The following is a 14,940-nucleotide window of genomic DNA, read 5'->3' on the forward strand; positions in this document are numbered from 1 at the left end:
CGCCCCGGCGCAAGGGGCGCTCAGGCGTGGTGCCGCACCTCGACGACATTGCCGTCCGGATCGCGGAAGTAGAAGTTGCGCGGGGCCTTGCCCCGGGCACCGAAGGAGTCGTGGCGGATGCCGGTCATGGGGACCGTGTGTTCGGCCAGGCGGGCGCGCAGCGCGTCGAACGCGTCGGACGGCAGGGACAGACAGATGTGGTTCAGCGGCTGGCCGGCCGAGCCGGGGTGTGCCGGCATGCGGTCGGCGAGGGTGTGCGGCGCAAGGTCGAGGACCGTCTCCTCGTTGACACCTACCGAGGGGAGGGGCGCCTCTCCCGCGGTGAACTCGGCCGGCCTCAGCGGCTCCAGGCCGAGCGTCCGCTCGTAGAAGCCGGCCGCGGCGGCCGGATCGGCGGCCCAGACGACGACATGGTCCAGGCGTGCCGTGTGATGCGTCATGCGTCTGAGGCTGGTGGCGTCACGCACAGCCCGCAAGCGTTTATCCGGGTGTGCCGCCCGCCAGGGATGAGGGAAGACCGACGGACAGGAGGCAGGCGCGTGGTGCTGATGGTGTCGGATGAGGTCCGGGAGGCGCTCGGCGCGGGCCGGGCAGTGGTGGCCCTGGAGTCCACGATCATCGCGCATGGGCTGCCCCGCCCGCGCAATCTTCAGGTGGCGCTGGAACTGGAGGAGGCGGTACGACGCGAGGGTGCGGTACCCGCGACCATCGCGGTGCTGGACGGGCGGCCCCGAGTCGGTCTGGCCAAGGACCAGCTGGAGCGGGTCGCCAACGAGGGCGGGATCCGCAAGCTGGGCCACCGCGACCTGCCGCTCGCCGTGGCGGCGGGGGTGAGCGGGGCGACCACCGTGTCGGCGACGGCACAGCTGGCGGCGCTGGCCGGCATCCGGGTGTTCGCGACGGGCGGTCTCGGCGGGGTGCACCGGCAGTGGACGGTGACCCAGGACGAGTCCGCCGATCTGGGTCTGCTGGCACGCACCAGGATCACCGTGGTGTGCGCGGGCGTGAAGTCGATCCTCGACGTGCCGGCGACCCTGCAGCGTCTGGAGACCCTGGGGGTGGCGGTGGCCGGCTACGGCACGGACCGTTTCCCCGGCTTCTACCTGTCCGACTCCGGGCACCCGGTCGACTGGACGCTGCAGACCCCGGCGCAGGTCGCCGAGGTCATGCGGGCGCAGGACGCCCTGCAGGCGGCGGACACGGCGCTCATCGTCGCGAACCCGGTTCCCGAGGCGGAGCAGCTCGATCCCGCACTGCACGCGCGGGTGCTCGCCGAAGCGCTGCGCGCGTGCGACGGGGAGGGGGTCACCGGTCAGGGGGTCACGCCTTTCCTGCTCGACTATCTGGTCAGGCACACGGACGGCGCCTCGCTGGAGGCCAACCTGGCGGCCGTGCGCGGCAACGTACGGCTGGCGGCCCGGATCGCGTCGGCGTGGACCAGGCGGTGACGACTGCCGAAGAGGGCGCCCTGCTGGTCGTCGGGGACGTCGTCACGGATGTCGTCGCCCGGCACCGGGGGCCGCTCGCGACCGGTACGGACACGGTGGCCGTGATCCGGACCGTGCCCGGCGGGGCGGGTGCGAACGTGGCCTGCTGGGCCGCCCGTTCGGGCTGTGCGGAGGTGCGGCTGCTGGGGCGGGTCGGCGTGGACGCCGCCGAGTGGCACCGGCGGGAACTGGTCGCGGCAGGGGTGCGGCCACGCCTCGTGGTGGATCCCGAGGCCGCGACGGGTACGGTCATCTGCCTGGTCGACAACGGCCACTCGGCCGAGCGCACTTTTCTCACGGACAGCGGGGCGTCGCTGCGACTGGAGCCCACCGACTGGTCGGACGCGCTGCTCGACGGGGTGGCCCGGCTGCATCTGTCGGGTTACCTGCTGTTCTCGGAGTCGAGCCGGGCACTGGCGGCGGTGGCACTGGCGGCGGCCCGCGCGCGTGGCGTGCCGGTGAGCCTGGATCCTGCGTCGGCGGGGTTCCTCGTGGCGATGGGCGTGGAGAGCTTCCTGGCGCTCGTCGAGGGGGTGGACATCCTGTTGCCGAGCCGGGACGAGGCCTGTCTGCTGACAGGGCTGTCCGATCCGGCCGAGGCGGCGGTGGAGTTGAGCCGCCGCGTGCCGCTGGTGGTGGCCAAGGCGGGGGCGGACGGCGCGCTGGTCGCCCGGGCGGGTGGCGTCCTGGCGCAGGTCCCGGCCGAACCGGCGACGCCCCGGGACACCACGGGCGCCGGTGACGCCTTCACCGGGGCGTTCCTCGCCGCGCTGGTCGCAGGTGCGGATCCCCGGCGGGCGGCGGAGCGGGGCTGCCGGGCGGGCGCACTGGCGGTGGAACGCGTGGGCGCCAGACCGCCCGTCCACGGCTGACACGGCACCGCGGCCGAAGGCGGCGGACCGGCGCCCTGCCCGGCGGGCCCACTCCCGGCGGGTCTACTTCTTGACGCCCCACGCCGAGATCATCGGGGCGGTGGCGAGGTCCATGGTGCCCGCCGCCACGTTGGCGAGGTGCTGGTCGATCTCCTCGTCGGTGGCCAGACCCGCGGTGACGAGCCGGCCGCGGATCTGGCGGACCGTCGCGGACTCCAGGGCGGTGCAGGCCGGCGAGGCGATGGGGAAGTAGGCCTCGGCCGCCACCTGGTGCAGTCCGGCCTCGCGGAGCAGCCGCGGGAGTTTGCGCCCGTACGACAGGTCGGCGCCGCGTTCGGCGAGGAGCTTGCGGAAGCCCTGGCGCAGGCGGTTGGCGAGCCGCTGCTCGGGTCCGTACTCGTAGGGGCAGGTCAGGGGCTGGAGAGCGGGGTCGGCGTCCTCGATCAGCAATCGTCCGCCGGGGCGCAGTGCCTTGATCATGGAGCGCAACGCATGTTCCCGGTCCGGAACATGGACCAGCACCAGCCGGGCGTGCACCAGATCGAAGTCCTCCCCCGGCGGCTCCTCAGTGCCGACGTCGTGGGTGCGGACCTCGACCGGTGCGTGGGCAACCGTGGCGAGCAGCGAGGTGTCGATGTCGGTGGCGACGACCTGGCCCGCCGGTCCGACCTGGCCCGCCAGCCAGGACACCACGGAGGTGCCGCCGGCCCCGACCTCCCAGCACCGCCGGCCCGCTCCGGTACCCAGTGCCTCGAGGTGCCGGAAGGTGGTGGGGTCGAAGAGCGCGGCGAAGGCGTCGAAGCGCTGCCGGGCCTCGCTCTGGCGGTTGTCGAGGAGGTATCCGTCGGCTTGTGTCATGGAGCGATGATTCCAGTTGCCCGGGTTGTCGGGACGGTCGGCGCCCGATGGTGCGGTGGACGACTGCCGGTGCGCTCGACGCTCCGGTGCGGGGGGAATACGGCCGCCGGGCGTGGGGAACCCGTGGCCGACCGGCGGGAACAGCCCTCGGGAGCCGGGTTGTCCACAGGCGGGAACCAACCGGAACCCGCCACTCCCCCAGCCTTACCCGTGTTTCACACCGGGCTGGCAGACTTGCCCGGCAGGGCGCGAGAGCGTTGCGCGAGGGGACCCATGCAAGGAGATCCGGATGACGATGGCAGGGAATCTGCGGAAGGTCACGGGGCTGGGCAGGGCCGGCGGCCTGGGCAGGGTGGCGCGGCTGGCCCGGCGGCGGCCCCGCGTCGACCTGAACCATCACGCGCGGTCCCCGCTGGGCTCCTCTGTCGTCAACTGCGTGACGTACGAGGACGGGAAACGGGTCCCCGAATGCGGCGATCTCTACTCGGCGGTGGAACGCGTGCGGAGGAAGGGCGAGGGGTTCGTCTGGCTGGGGCTGCACGAGCCGACGGACAGCGAGTTCGCGGGCATCGCCGAATTGTTCGACCTGCATCCGCTGGCCGTGGAGGACGCGGTCGAGGCCCATCAGCGCCCCAAGGTGGAGCGGTACGGCGAGACGCTGTTCGCGGTCTTCAAGACGGTCTGCTACGTCGAGCACGAGAAGCTGACCGCGACCAGTGAAGTGGTGAACACCGGCGAGATCATGGTGTTCGTCGGTGCGGACTTCGTGATCACGGTGCGGCACGGCCGCCATGGCTCGCTGGGGCCGCTGCGCGAGGAACTGGAGTCGGCACCCAGCCAGCTGGCCAAGGGTCCGGCGGCGGTGCTGCACGCGATCGCTGACCATGTGGTCGACGACTATCTGAACGTCACGGACGCGGTGCAGGCGGACATCGACCAGGTCGAGGCCGACGTGTTCGCGGAGGACGGCGCGCGGGCCGACCCGGGGCGGATCTACCAGATGAAGCGTGAACTCCTGGAGCTGAAGCGGGCGGTGGTGCCGCTGGGCAGGCCGATGGAGGAGCTGACGACGCGCCCGATACGGGTGATCGCCCCCGAGATACAGGCCTACTTCCGGGACGTGCTCGACCATCTGATGCGGGCCAAGGAGCAGATCGCGTCCTTCGACGAACTGCTCAACTCCATTCTTCAGGCGCATCTGGCACAGGTGACGGTCGCCCAGAACGAGGACATGCGGAAGATCACGGCCTGGGCCGCGGTGATCGCCGTGCCGACGATGGTGTGCGGGGTGTACGGCATGAACTTCGATCACATGCCGGAGTTGCACTGGCGGTTCGGCTATCCGCTCGTCATCGGCGTCATATCCCTTGCCTGTCTGGTGCTGTACCGGGGCTTCCGGCGCAACGGCTGGCTCTGAGCATCAGCCTCGGCGGCGCCGAGGACCACGGCCCCGCCGAGCGGCCGCTCAGCGCGGACCGGCCGTTCAGCGCGGGCCACCGGGGGCCGGCGCGGACCACCAGGACCGGCGCGGGATGCTCAGCCGTTCCACGCCGGATGCCGCGGGTCGTCGGCGCGGACCAGCACGTCCGCCACGCCGGCGGGGTCGCTCTCGGCTTCGTAGCGCTCGAAGGCGGGAAGGGTCCAGTGCTCGGACTCGGGGGTACGACGGCGAAGGGCGCCGGGGGACAGCAGGAGGTGAACGGTCAGGTCGAACGGGAACCAGTGCCGCAGCAGCAGCGGTCCGTACACCAACAGCAGCCCACCGGGCGGGAGTTGGATGTAGGGGCTGCGGGTGGCCCGGTCGGTCGCCGGGTCCCACAGGTCGGGCAGGACGCGTCCGGTGCCGCCGGGGTCGAGGGGGCCGAAGACCTCCCGCCACAGGGCGTTGGTGTCGAACCAGCCGCCGTAGTAGGACTCGGCGTCGCGGTGGCCGTGTTCCAGACGCAGTGAGGCGGGGCGCAGGAAACCCTCGGTGCCCACGACGAGCGACGGCAGGCCCCGTAGGCGCAACGCCTCCGCGACGCGCTCCGCGAGGTCCCCGGGCAGGGCGGCCGGGGCTCCGTCCAGGGCGACGCGCGGCCAGGCACTCCCGTCTGCGGGCTTCAGCCCGGCCAGCCGCTCGGCGAGGCGGTCGGCGAGCCGGTCCCAGGTGATCGCTTCGAGTCGCACGGGGTCATGATGCCGCCCGGTCAGGTCGGCGGAGGCGCCGGGGGCGGGGCACCCAGGTGAGGTTCGCCGGGATGTCCGGCGCCCCGGCCTGACCGCGCGCCGTGCGTCCGCCGCCTCGCGGACGTGAGATCCCACGCCAGGAAGGGGAAAGAACCGCATATGACAGGCCTGGTAACTCCCCCTCGTCACGGCGGACTTCTGGTGGTGCAGCCTCTCAGGCACAAGCGGTGTGCGGCCTGCCGGCGAGGGCCGTTGTCGATGCTGGTGCTGGAGGCCGGAGCGCCGCGGTGTCTGGTGTGTACCGATCTCGCGCATCTGGTGTTCCTGCCGCGTGGCGACACCGCGCTGACCCGGCGGTCGCGGGAGGAGAGCGCGCTGTCGGCGGTGGTGGTGCGGTTCAACCGGCGCAGAAGCCGGTACGAACGGCAGGGCGTCCTCGTCGAGGAAGCCGCACTGGCCCGGGCCGAGGCACGGTGTCTGGCCGATGCCGAGGCGCGGCGGCGGCGCCGGGCGCGGGACGCGAAGCGGCGGGCGACGCAGGACGTGCGGTTCACGGAGGCCTTCGCGGCGGAGGTCCTGCGTCTTTTCCCGGGCTGTCCGGTGGAGCGGGCTCGGGCGATCGCGGCGCACGCGTCGGTGCGGGGCAGCGGGCGGGTGGGGCGGACGGCGGACGGGCGGGCGCTCACTGAGGGGGCGGTGGTCTCGGCGGTGGTGGCGGGCGTACGGCATGGGGACACGCCGTACGACCAGCTGCTGATGGGCGGGGTGCCGCGGTACGAGGCGCGGCGGCGGATCGCGAGGACGGTCGAGGCGGTGCTGCGGGAATGGGAGGCCGGGGTGGAGATACGCCTGACCGGGTGACGTCGGGGGGAGACGGACGGAACAGCCGGGCCGCAAGAGGCGCGGCGCGGGAGGCGGGCAGGCAGGCAGCCGGAAGGGGAGGCATGGCGTGGAATCGAATGGCGGCGGTGTCCGGGGCGAGCGACGAGAGCGGGCGTGGTGGAAGTGATCGACGGACCGTATTACGTACTGGTCCTGCTGGCAGTGCTGGGGACCGGGCTGGTGGCGGGGGTGTTCTGCGGGTTCTCGACCTTTGTGATGCGCGGACTGTCGGCGTTGCCGCCGGCACAGGGGGTGGCCGCGATGCACGCGATCAACCGGGCCGCGGTCGCCACCGCCTTCATGCTGGTGTTCGCGGGGGCGGCGGTGCTGTGCGCGATGATCGCGGTGGTGACGTTCGTGGTGTGGCCGGGCGAGGGGAAGACGGAGCTGCTGCTGGGCAGTGCGCTGTATCTTTCGGGTTCGTTCGGGCTGACCCTGGTGGCGAACGTGCCCCGGAACGAGGCGCTGGCCGCGCTGGAGCCGGGCACCCCGGAGGCCGCCTCCTACTGGCCGGCGTATGTGCGCGAGTGGACCCGGTGGAACCATGTCCGCACCCTCGCGTCGGCCGCCGCGTCGGTCATATATGTGCTGGCCCTGTCCTGAGAGAGGCTCGGGGGGATTCCGGCGCCCGCCGCCCACCCGGCAGGCCCGCGCCTGGCCCCCGCCGGGTCCCTGTCGGCACTCGGCTGACCGTCCGCCGGCACTCGGCTGGATCTTTGCCGCCCGGCGGCTGAGGAGGCCCTGGCAGAAGGCGCTGTCAGCCACTCTGCGGGCGCAACCGAGCGGACGTATCGTGGCCGAAAGAGTGCCGCCCGATGGCGCATGACCCGGGCAATCGCACACGAGGAAGTCGACCATGGCCGATCCCAAGGGTTTCATGACCACGCCGCGGGAGGAGTGGCCGCGGCGACCGGTCGAGGAGCGGGTCCGGGACTGGGACGAGGTGTACGTCCCGGGGGCGCTGCTGCCCATCATCAGCAAGCAGGCGGACCGCTGCATGGACTGCGGGGTGCCGTTCTGCCACGACGCGTGTCCGCTGGGCAACCTGATCCCCGAGTGGAACGACCTGGTGTCGCGGGAGGACTGGCGGGCGGCGGCCGACCGGTTGCACGCGACGAACAACTTCCCCGAGTTCACGGGGCGGCTGTGTCCGGCGCCGTGCGAGGCGGGGTGCGTGCTGGCCATCAACCAGCCGGCGGTCACGATCAAGAACGTCGAGTGTGCCATCGGCGACCGGGCGTGGGCGGAGGGTTTCGCCTCGCCGCGCCCACCGGACCGGCTGTCCGGGCGGACCGTGGCGGTGATCGGGTCCGGCCCGACCGGCCTTGCGGCGGCGCAGCAGCTGACCCGGGCCGGCCACACCGTCGCCGTGTACGAGAAGGACGACCGGCTGGGCGGACTGATGCGGTACGGGATCCCCGCGTTCAAGATGGAGAAACACCATCTGGAGCGGCGGCTGGGGCAGATGCGGTCCGAGGGGACGAAGTTCCGTACGTCGGTGACGGTGGGCCGGGACATCGGGGCGACGGAGCTGCGGATGCGGTACGACGCGGTGGTGATCGCGACCGGAGCGACGGCGTGGCGGGAACTCACGGTGCCGGGCCGGGAGCTGGACGGGATACATCAGGCGATGGAGTACCTGCCGCTGTCCAACAGGGTGGGCGAGGGCGATCTGGAGCGGTCACCGTTGTCGGCGGCCGGCAGGCACGTGGTGATCGTGGGCGGCGGTGACACGGGGGCGGACTGTCTGGGGACGGCGGTGCGGGAGCGGGCCGCGTCGGTGACCCAGCTGGACATCTACGCGCAGCCGGGGGCGGAGCGGGACGAGGACGTCGAGCCGTGGCCGACGTATCCGAAGATCTACCGGCTGTCGGCGGCGCACGAGGAGGCGCGGGACCTGGAGACGGCGCCCGACGCGCACGCGGACGCGCGGTTGTTCGCGGCGTCGACGCTGCGGTTCAGCGGCGACGGGAACGGACATGTGCGGTCACTGCACCTGACGGAGGTGGACGCGGCGCGGCGGCCGTTGGAGGGCACCGGCCGGACGCTGCCCGCCGACATGGTGCTGCTCGCCCTCGGCTTCTCGGGGCCCGATCTGGAGGACGGGCTGATCGACCAGTTGGGCGTGGTGACGGAGCCACGCGGGACGATCGCCCGGGACGCGGAGTTCACCACCAACGTGCCCGGTGTGTTCGCCGCCGGGGACGCGGCGCGCGGGCAGTCGCTCATCGTCTGGGCGATCGCGGAGGGGCGGGCGGTGGCGGCGGCGGTCGACCGCTATCTGACGGGGAGTTCGCAGCTCCCGTCGCCGATATCGCCGTACGACCGGCCGATGACGGTATAGGGGACGAGGGAGCCGTAGAGCGGCCGGGTTCCCGGCTCGGCTCGGCTGGGCCGGGTCCGGACGTCGTACGTCTGCCCGTCCGCGACGGGCGGGCCGGCCTGCGCGGGCCCTCCTGCAGGCTGAGCGCCGGCGTATCCGGTGGTGGCCCGGGGTTCGGCCCAGGCGCCGTCACGGCTTGCGTCCCACCGCCGCGTATCCCGGGATCACGCCGTCGTCCTGCCCCGGCACCGGCTCGCCCAGTTCCGGATGCCAGTGGTGGACCACCGAGACGCCGGGATCGGCCAGGTCCAGGCCGTCGAAGAAGCGGCCGAACTCCTCGCGGGAGCGCAACGCCAGGGTGACTCCGGCCGCCTTGAGTTTCGCGGTGGCCGCCGCCGACTCCTGAGGGGTGAAGTCGGCGGTGGCGTGGGTCATGGTCAGGTAGCTGCCGGAGGGCAGTTCGGCGAGCAGGCTGCCGACCAGCTCGTGCGCGCCGTCGGCGTCGGGGACGAAGTGGAGCAGGGCGACGAGCGACAGCGCGACCGGGCGGTCGAGGTCCAGGATCTCGCGCGCGCCGGCGACGATCGCCGCCGGGTCGCGGACGTCGGCCTGGAGGTACTCCGTGGCGCCCTCGGTCGTGCCGCGCAGCAGGGCGGCCGCGTGGACCAGCACGATCGGGTCGTTGTCGCAGTAGACGACCCGGGCGTCGGGCGCGACGCCCTGCGCGACCTGGTGCAGGTTGGGCTCGGTCGGGATGCCCGTGCCGATGTCCAGGAACTGCCGTACGCCCCGCTCGGCCAGCCACCGGGTGGCGCGGTGCATGAAGGCGCGGTTGACCCGGGCCGTCACCGGCACCCGGGGGTCGAGGGCCGGCATCTGCCGGCCCATGTCCTCGTCGACGGGGTAGTTGTCCTTGCCGCCGAGGTACCAGTCGTACATCCGCGCGGGATGGGGCCTGCTGGTGTCGATCACGAGGCACTCCGTAGGCGTTCGACACGGCCGATGATCAATTCAGCACCATTACAAAGGAAGTTGAACAAGACAAATGAAACAGTGTCAGGTGAGCAGGAAGTCGGCCTCCCCCGCTTTGGCGCCCTCGATGAAGGCCGTCATCTCGTCCGTGGTGTAGATCAGCGCCGGTCCGTCGGGGTCGGTCGACTGGCGGACGGCGATCCGGCCGTCGGCCAGCTTCATCGCCTCCAGACAGTTGCCGCCGTTGCCGCCGCTCCACGGCTTGTGCCAGCCCTCACTGCCCAGTTCCCGGGCGGGCATGCCGTTGTAGATCCGGTCGGTGCGGTTCCGTGGCCCGGACTGGGGCTTGATGCGATCCATTCACAGCTCCTTGCGGAGATCCCGGAGGATCTCCTTCGTGCGTTGTGCCGTAGCGGCCTGCGCCGCCATGCGGTCCATGACCTCGAGGTGGGTAGCCACCTCGGTGCGGGCGTCCAGGTAGACGGCGCCGGTCAGGTACTCGCTGTAGACCATGTCCGGGAGTTCGGGCATGGCGAATCGGAACAGCACGAAGGGCCCGTACGTCCCCGGGTGCGGCCCGTCGGCGAACGGGGCGACCTGGAGCGTCACATTGGGCAGCTTCGTGACCTCTAGCAGCCGGTCGATCTGCGCGCGCATCACCTCCGGACCCCCGACCGGGCGGCGCAGGGCGGTCTCGTCCATCACGGCCCAGAAACGTGGGGCGTCATCGCGGGTGAGCAGATCCTGGCGTTGCATGCGAAGGGCGACATGGCGCTCGATCTCCTCCGGCTGGGTCTGGCCGACGGCTCCCGACTTGAGCACCCCGCGCGCGTAGCCCTCGGTCTGCAGCAGCCCGGGCACGAAGTGCGGCTCGTAGGAGCGGATCAGGCTCGCCGCGCCCTCCAGGCTGACGTACATGGAGAACCAGCCCGGCAGGATGTCGTGGAACCGCTGCCACCAGCCGGGCTGGTTGGCCTCCTCGGCGAGCAGGACGAAGATCTCGGCTTCGTCGTCGGTCACCCCGTAGGCCTTCAGGAGCAGTTGGAGGTACGGGATCTTGAGGGCGACCTCGGCCATCTCCATACGGCGGACCGTGGCGGGCGCCACGCGGAGCACACGGGCAGCCTCCTCACGCTTGAGCCCGGCGCGTTCACGCAGGTCAAGGAGGCGCCGGCCGAGGACCACCTGGCCCACGGTCGGCGCGGACCGCGGCTCGCTCACGCTCCACCTCCACGAAGTTCCCTGGCCGGACCGTCACTTGTGTTCACCGGCGGCATGACCGCCGCCACATACAGGTGTCACCCGGCTGCAGGTGCCAGCGGCATGCTGACAGCCCAGCGGCGCCATTCGAAGACTCATTCGAGGATCCGACGGGGCGACCAGACCGGGCAGGGTGACCGAATTGACCGTAATGGCCGGAAACTTCCGGTTGGGTCGCATCGGTCGCACTGGCCGGATCGGTCCGTCGGATCCTCACTCATCCCAACTGGCGCCGCTCGACATGCTGTTGCGAGCAGTGTGCCACGGCGTCCGACCGCGTCACACAGCACTCTGCATTTTTCAGAGTGACTCTTGCCAAGTGTTCACGGCGGGGCGATAGTGGCAAGCGTGATTCCGTCCCCGCCCTTAGGGGCAGACGCCGCCGCGGACCGTCTCGGTCTCGGCGCTGCCGCGGTTGTCGCCCCTGGTGGGGGCGGTGCCGAGCGCCGGTTCCGGTTCGAGCTGGCCGCTCATCCGGGTTCCCCCGCCCAGGCGAGGCACCTGGTGCGTGCCCGGCTGACCGGCTGGTCGGTCTGCGAGGACACCTGCGACACCGCCGTGCTCGTCATATCCGAGTTGGTCACCAACGCGATCGTGCACACCGCGAGCAGTCGGGTCGTGTGCGAACTGCGCGACCACGACGACACGGTGCGCATAGCCGTGCAGGACGAGGGCTGTGCACCGGATGAGCCCCACCCGTCCCCACAGCGTCCGGAGGAGGAGCACGGGAGGGGGTTGCTCCTCGTCGAGGCGCTGTGCCAGGCCTGGGGGGCTCAGGAGCACGGTTCCGGGCTGCTGGTCTGGGCGGAGCTGTCGCGCCGGGCCGATACCGCCCAGGACACCGCCGGGGCACGCAACGACCTGGGGTGGGGCGCTCGCCCCGAGCCGGGCCCGTCGCGTGGCTCGTCCCGCGGAACCACGCGCGACCCCTCGCACGGGCCCGCGCACAGCCCGGTCCACCGTCCCTCGCCCGGTTCCGGGGAAGAGGGGCAGTCGGAGGCGGCGCTGCGCCCGGTGCCAGGGCGGAGGCAGGCATGAACGGCGCCCCCGGTTCGGGCCGGAAGCTGGGCCTGGACACCCTGGTCAGGCTGCAGCGCGGCCGGCCGGCGGCCGCCCCGGGCGGTGACCGGCGACTCCTGGTGCCGGAGGGCATGACGACACCGCTGGGCTGCGACGCCGTGGCGGTACCGGCACGTCTCGGGCCGCTGGTGGTACCCCGGTTGCCGCGGGTGGGCTGCGTGTACGCCGACGGCACGCGCTGGTGGTGGATCGTCCCGTCCGACTCCGACTACGCCCTCAGCTGGCCCGCCCCGGCCCACTACAGCGCGGGAGCCCCGCTCGTCGGCGCCGCCCGGCTGATCCACCGTCCCGAGGGCACGGTGCCGTACACCCCGCCGATACCGCTCTACCTCGCCCTGTGCCGGGTGACGGGGACGACACCGGAGTGGTCACGCCCCCTGAGCGCGTGACCGCCACGCGGTTCCGGCCGGCGGCGGCGCGGGAGGCACTCGCCCGTTCCGAGGCCCGCCGTACGCCGGCGTAGTACCGACCCGCCCGTTCCGACGCCGACTGGACGCCGACGCAGGACCGACCCGCCCGTTCCGAGGCCCGGCGAGGGCTTCGGACCAGGTCTTCTCCGGTCGGCCGGACCGGCCTCCCGTCCTCTCCCGCGGCCCACCCCGTCCTCACCGCCTCACCTCCTCACCGCCTCGCCCCGCACCCCCGGCGCACTCCCCCGTGCCCCGTGAGCCCCGTCGCACGCTCTGCCCGGGGGCCGCCGTGGGCCGCGATAGTGGCCGTTCGTCCACGGCCCTGGGGGAGGAACTCGGTGACGAAGAGGCGGGACACGGCGGCGTCCGAGGTGTCGGAGTCGGAGGAGCTCTTGTTCGGGGGGCCGCTCCGCTACGACATGGGGTGGAACCAGCACCGGGACGCCTTCCTGGAACTTGACCTCCGCGCGATGCTGACCCGCCTTCCCGGCATGCTCATGTCGAGCCTGCGGCTGGCACGCCAGGCCGACGCAGGCGCCGCGCGCGTGGTGCTGGCCGCCCAGTTGGTCATCGGCGTGACCCAGGCCGTGAGTCTGCTGGCCGTCAACAGCGTGCTGGGGCGGCTGATCGGCACCGGCGCCGGCACCATCGAGGAACGGCTGCGCGGTGCCGCCCCGGCCCTGGTGGTCATGGCCGCCGTGATGTTCCTGGCCGCCCTGCTGCGCGCCGCGTCCACCTACGCCACAGGCCGCCTGGAGCCCAAGGTCGAGCGGGTGGCGACCGAGATGTACCTTGAGCGCGCGGCGGCCGTCGAGCTCGCCGCGATCGAGGACCACGCCTTCCACAAGCTGCTGGACACCGCACAGTACGGCGCCTCCTCCGCCCGCCGCATGATCATGTACGGCACGCGGGTGGTGAACGCGATGATCTCGCTGATCGCCGCGGCCGGTGTGCTGACGGTGCTGCATCCGGCCCTGCTGCCGCTACTGGTCACGATGACGGTCCCGAGCGCGTGGGGCGCCCTGACCAACGCCCGGCGCCGCTACGAGTCGTTCCACACCTGGGTGCAGCACGCCCGCGCCGGTCATCTGATCAGCTCGCTGCTCACCGAACCGGAGGCGGCGCCGGAGATCAGGGTGCACGGGGTCGGACCGTTCCTGCTGCGGCACTTCCGGGCGATGTCGGAGACGGCGGAGGCGGAGCAGGCCCGGCTGGCCCGGCTCGCCGCCCGCACCGGCCTGATCGCGGCGGCCTGGACCGGTCTGGCGACGGTCGCCACGTACGCGACGCTGGGCGCGCTGCTGCTGAGCGGGGCGATGGCCCTGTCGGTGGCCGGTACGGCCGTGATCGCGATCCGTACCGGCTCGGCCAGCCTCAACACCCTGGTGCTGGAGGTCAACACGCTGCACGAGGAGGCGCTGTTCGTGGGCGACCTGGAGCGGCTGTACGTCGAGGCCGCCGAGCGGGCCATCCCGACCGGTGGCGACACGCTCCCGGAGGATCCGCGGGAGATCCGCTTCGAGAAGGTCACGTTCAGCTACCCCGGTGACGCGACCCGTCCCGCCCTGGACGACGTCTCCCTCACACTCCCGCTCGGCCGGATCATCGCCCTGGTCGGCGAGAACGGCTCCGGCAAGACCACCCTGGTCAAGCTGCTGGCCGGGCTGTACCAGCCGGACCGGGGCCGGATCCTGTGGGACGGGGTCGACGCGGCGCGGGCCGACCGGCACCGGCTCGCCGAGCGCATCGCGATGGTGGCCCAGGACTTCAAGCGGTGGCCCTTCACCGCCAAGGTCAACGTGGCCGTCGGCCGCTCGTCGGCGCCGCTCACCGAGGAACGGCTGGCCAGGTCGGTCTCGGAGGCGGGCGCCGAGGAGGTGGTCGAGGACCTGCCGCACGGTCTGGAAACCCTGCTGGCCCGCAACTTCAGCGGCGGTCACGAGCTGTCCGGAGGCCAGTGGCAGCGGCTCGGCATCGCACGGGCCGCCTACCGGCGCGGTCGCATCCTGATCGTGGACGAGCCGACGGCCGCCCTGGACGCCCGGGCCGAGCTGGAGGTCTTCGAGAAGATCCGCGCGCTGGCGGGCAGCGGGCAGACCGTCGTGCTGATCACGCACCGTCTGGCGTCGGTCCGCCATGCCGATCTGGTGCACGTCCTCGACCAGGGCCGGGTCGTGGAGTCCGGGACCCCCGACGAACTCCTGGCCAACGGCGGTGTCTACGCGGAGCTGTACGCGCTCCAGGCGGACCAGTTCACGACCAAGGTGCCCGCCCGGAAGGTGAGTTAGCCCCGGCCGGTCCCAGACCGGCCCCGCCCCGAACCGGTCCTCGCCCCCGGACCGACCCGGCCCCGTTCCGGGCCGGTCCCCATCCCCGTCGCCGACCGGCTCGGCCGGCCCCCGATGAGCCCTCGCCCAACCCTCGCCTAGCCCTGGGCTCCGTCTCCGCCGCGGACGATGACCAGGAACGTGTCCGTGGCCAGGTCCATCACGACCTCCGCGGGCATGCCTTCGAGTCGCCGCGCATGCGCGAACTCCTCCGCCGGCCATGATCCGCGCGGTCCGCCTGCGGGAAAGCGTTCGAGCACGGTTCGCCCGTTCACCATCCTGCACCTCCAGAAGTGCGTC

Annotated in this window: 16 protein-coding genes; 9 read left to right on the top strand and 7 right to left on the bottom strand. The window is 72.3% G+C overall.

Features of this window, described 5'->3' with window-relative positions; genetic code table 11:
• Window positions 1-20: 20 nt before the first annotated feature.
• A complete protein-coding gene (locus ACZ4O3_RS16330) occupies window positions 21-440 on the bottom strand; it encodes a VOC family protein (RefSeq protein WP_467722610.1) in 420 nt (139 codons plus the stop codon).
• 99 nt (window positions 441-539) lie between these two features.
• Between ACZ4O3_RS16330 and ACZ4O3_RS16335 the strand changes: the two genes are divergently transcribed.
• Complete coding sequence (locus ACZ4O3_RS16335) at window positions 540-1,448, top strand: pseudouridine-5'-phosphate glycosidase (RefSeq protein WP_362731940.1); 909 nt, start codon at window positions 540-542, stop codon at window positions 1,446-1,448.
• Window positions 1,445-2,359, top strand: a complete 915-nt coding sequence (locus ACZ4O3_RS16340; RefSeq protein ID WP_467722612.1) for a carbohydrate kinase family protein — start codon at window positions 1,445-1,447, stop codon at window positions 2,357-2,359. The genes ACZ4O3_RS16335 and ACZ4O3_RS16340 overlap by 4 nt, the downstream gene beginning before the upstream one ends.
• 63 nt (window positions 2,360-2,422) lie before the next feature.
• On the opposite strand, the gene ACZ4O3_RS16345 is transcribed toward ACZ4O3_RS16340, so the two are convergent.
• Window positions 2,423-3,217 (bottom strand): methyltransferase domain-containing protein, encoded by a 795-nt coding sequence (locus ACZ4O3_RS16345; RefSeq protein WP_467722614.1) that lies wholly within the window; start codon window positions 3,215-3,217, stop codon window positions 2,423-2,425.
• A 289-nt stretch (window positions 3,218-3,506) separates the two neighbouring features.
• Here ACZ4O3_RS16345 and ACZ4O3_RS16350 point away from each other — a divergent pair, with 289 nt between their 5' ends.
• Window positions 3,507-4,634 (top strand): magnesium and cobalt transport protein CorA, encoded by a 1,128-nt coding sequence (locus ACZ4O3_RS16350; RefSeq protein ID WP_362731568.1) that lies wholly within the window; start codon window positions 3,507-3,509, stop codon window positions 4,632-4,634.
• Window positions 4,635-4,753: 119 nt separating this feature from the next.
• Here the strand turns inward: ACZ4O3_RS16350 and ACZ4O3_RS16355 are convergent, their stop codons facing one another.
• Entirely contained in the window at window positions 4,754-5,386 is a 633-nt protein-coding gene (locus ACZ4O3_RS16355) for a nucleoside/nucleotide kinase family protein (protein WP_362729822.1), read from the bottom strand.
• A 159-nt stretch (window positions 5,387-5,545) separates the two neighbouring features.
• Between ACZ4O3_RS16355 and ACZ4O3_RS16360 the strand changes: the two genes are divergently transcribed.
• The 3 genes from ACZ4O3_RS16360 (at window position 5,546) to ACZ4O3_RS16370 (ending at window position 8,612) form a co-directional block, all read left to right on the top strand.
• On the top strand, window positions 5,546-6,247 hold the full coding sequence (locus tag ACZ4O3_RS16360) for a DUF2293 domain-containing protein (RefSeq protein ID WP_467722616.1): 702 nt from the start codon (window positions 5,546-5,548) through the stop codon (window positions 6,245-6,247).
• A 144-nt stretch (window positions 6,248-6,391) separates the two neighbouring features.
• Entirely contained in the window at window positions 6,392-6,871 is a 480-nt protein-coding gene (locus ACZ4O3_RS16365) for an anthrone oxygenase family protein (RefSeq protein WP_467722846.1), read from the top strand.
• Between the two features lie 253 nt (window positions 6,872-7,124).
• Window positions 7,125-8,612: a glutamate synthase subunit beta gene (locus ACZ4O3_RS16370; RefSeq protein ID WP_362726564.1), complete on the top strand. Its 1,488-nt coding sequence runs from the start codon at window positions 7,125-7,127 to the stop codon at window positions 8,610-8,612.
• A gap of 168 nt (window positions 8,613-8,780) precedes the next feature.
• Here the strand turns inward: ACZ4O3_RS16370 and ACZ4O3_RS16375 are convergent, their stop codons facing one another.
• The 3 genes from ACZ4O3_RS16375 to ACZ4O3_RS16385 all read right to left on the bottom strand — a co-directional run bounded on the left by ACZ4O3_RS16375 (window position 8,781) and on the right by ACZ4O3_RS16385 (window position 10,784).
• The gene (locus ACZ4O3_RS16375) at window positions 8,781-9,563 is read right to left on the bottom strand and encodes an SAM-dependent methyltransferase (protein ID WP_467722618.1); all 783 of its coding nucleotides are present in this window, start codon (window positions 9,561-9,563) and stop codon (window positions 8,781-8,783) included.
• 84 nt (window positions 9,564-9,647) lie between these two features.
• On the bottom strand, window positions 9,648-9,923 hold the full coding sequence (locus ACZ4O3_RS16380) for a DUF397 domain-containing protein (RefSeq protein ID WP_362726559.1): 276 nt from the start codon (window positions 9,921-9,923) through the stop codon (window positions 9,648-9,650).
• Window positions 9,924-10,784 carry a helix-turn-helix domain-containing protein gene (locus ACZ4O3_RS16385; protein ID WP_384988012.1) on the bottom strand — a complete coding sequence of 287 codons (861 nt, stop codon included), beginning with the start codon at window positions 10,782-10,784 and terminating at the stop codon, window positions 9,924-9,926.
• A gap of 378 nt (window positions 10,785-11,162) precedes the next feature.
• On the opposite strand from ACZ4O3_RS16385, the gene ACZ4O3_RS16390 reads away from it, so the two are divergent.
• The 3 genes from ACZ4O3_RS16390 to ACZ4O3_RS16400 all read left to right on the top strand — a co-directional run bounded on the left by ACZ4O3_RS16390 (window position 11,163) and on the right by ACZ4O3_RS16400 (window position 14,601).
• Window positions 11,163-11,861, top strand: a complete 699-nt coding sequence (locus ACZ4O3_RS16390) for an ATP-binding protein (RefSeq protein WP_467722620.1) — start codon at window positions 11,163-11,165, stop codon at window positions 11,859-11,861.
• On the top strand, window positions 11,858-12,292 hold the full coding sequence (locus tag ACZ4O3_RS16395; RefSeq protein ID WP_467722622.1) for a hypothetical protein: 435 nt from the start codon (window positions 11,858-11,860) through the stop codon (window positions 12,290-12,292). Before ACZ4O3_RS16390 ends, ACZ4O3_RS16395 begins: the two co-directional genes overlap by 4 nt.
• 440 nt (window positions 12,293-12,732) lie before the next feature.
• Window positions 12,733-14,601, top strand: coding sequence for an ABC transporter ATP-binding protein (locus tag ACZ4O3_RS16400; protein WP_467722848.1), 1,869 nt, complete (start codon window positions 12,733-12,735; stop codon window positions 14,599-14,601).
• Between the two features lie 137 nt (window positions 14,602-14,738).
• Here the strand turns inward: ACZ4O3_RS16400 and ACZ4O3_RS16405 are convergent, their stop codons facing one another.
• Window positions 14,739-14,918 carry a hypothetical protein gene (locus ACZ4O3_RS16405; protein ID WP_362721692.1) on the bottom strand — a complete coding sequence of 60 codons (180 nt, stop codon included), beginning with the start codon at window positions 14,916-14,918 and terminating at the stop codon, window positions 14,739-14,741.
• Window positions 14,919-14,940: the final 22 nt, after the last annotated feature.

This window comes from Streptomyces sp. NPDC026515 (genome assembly GCF_055567595.1).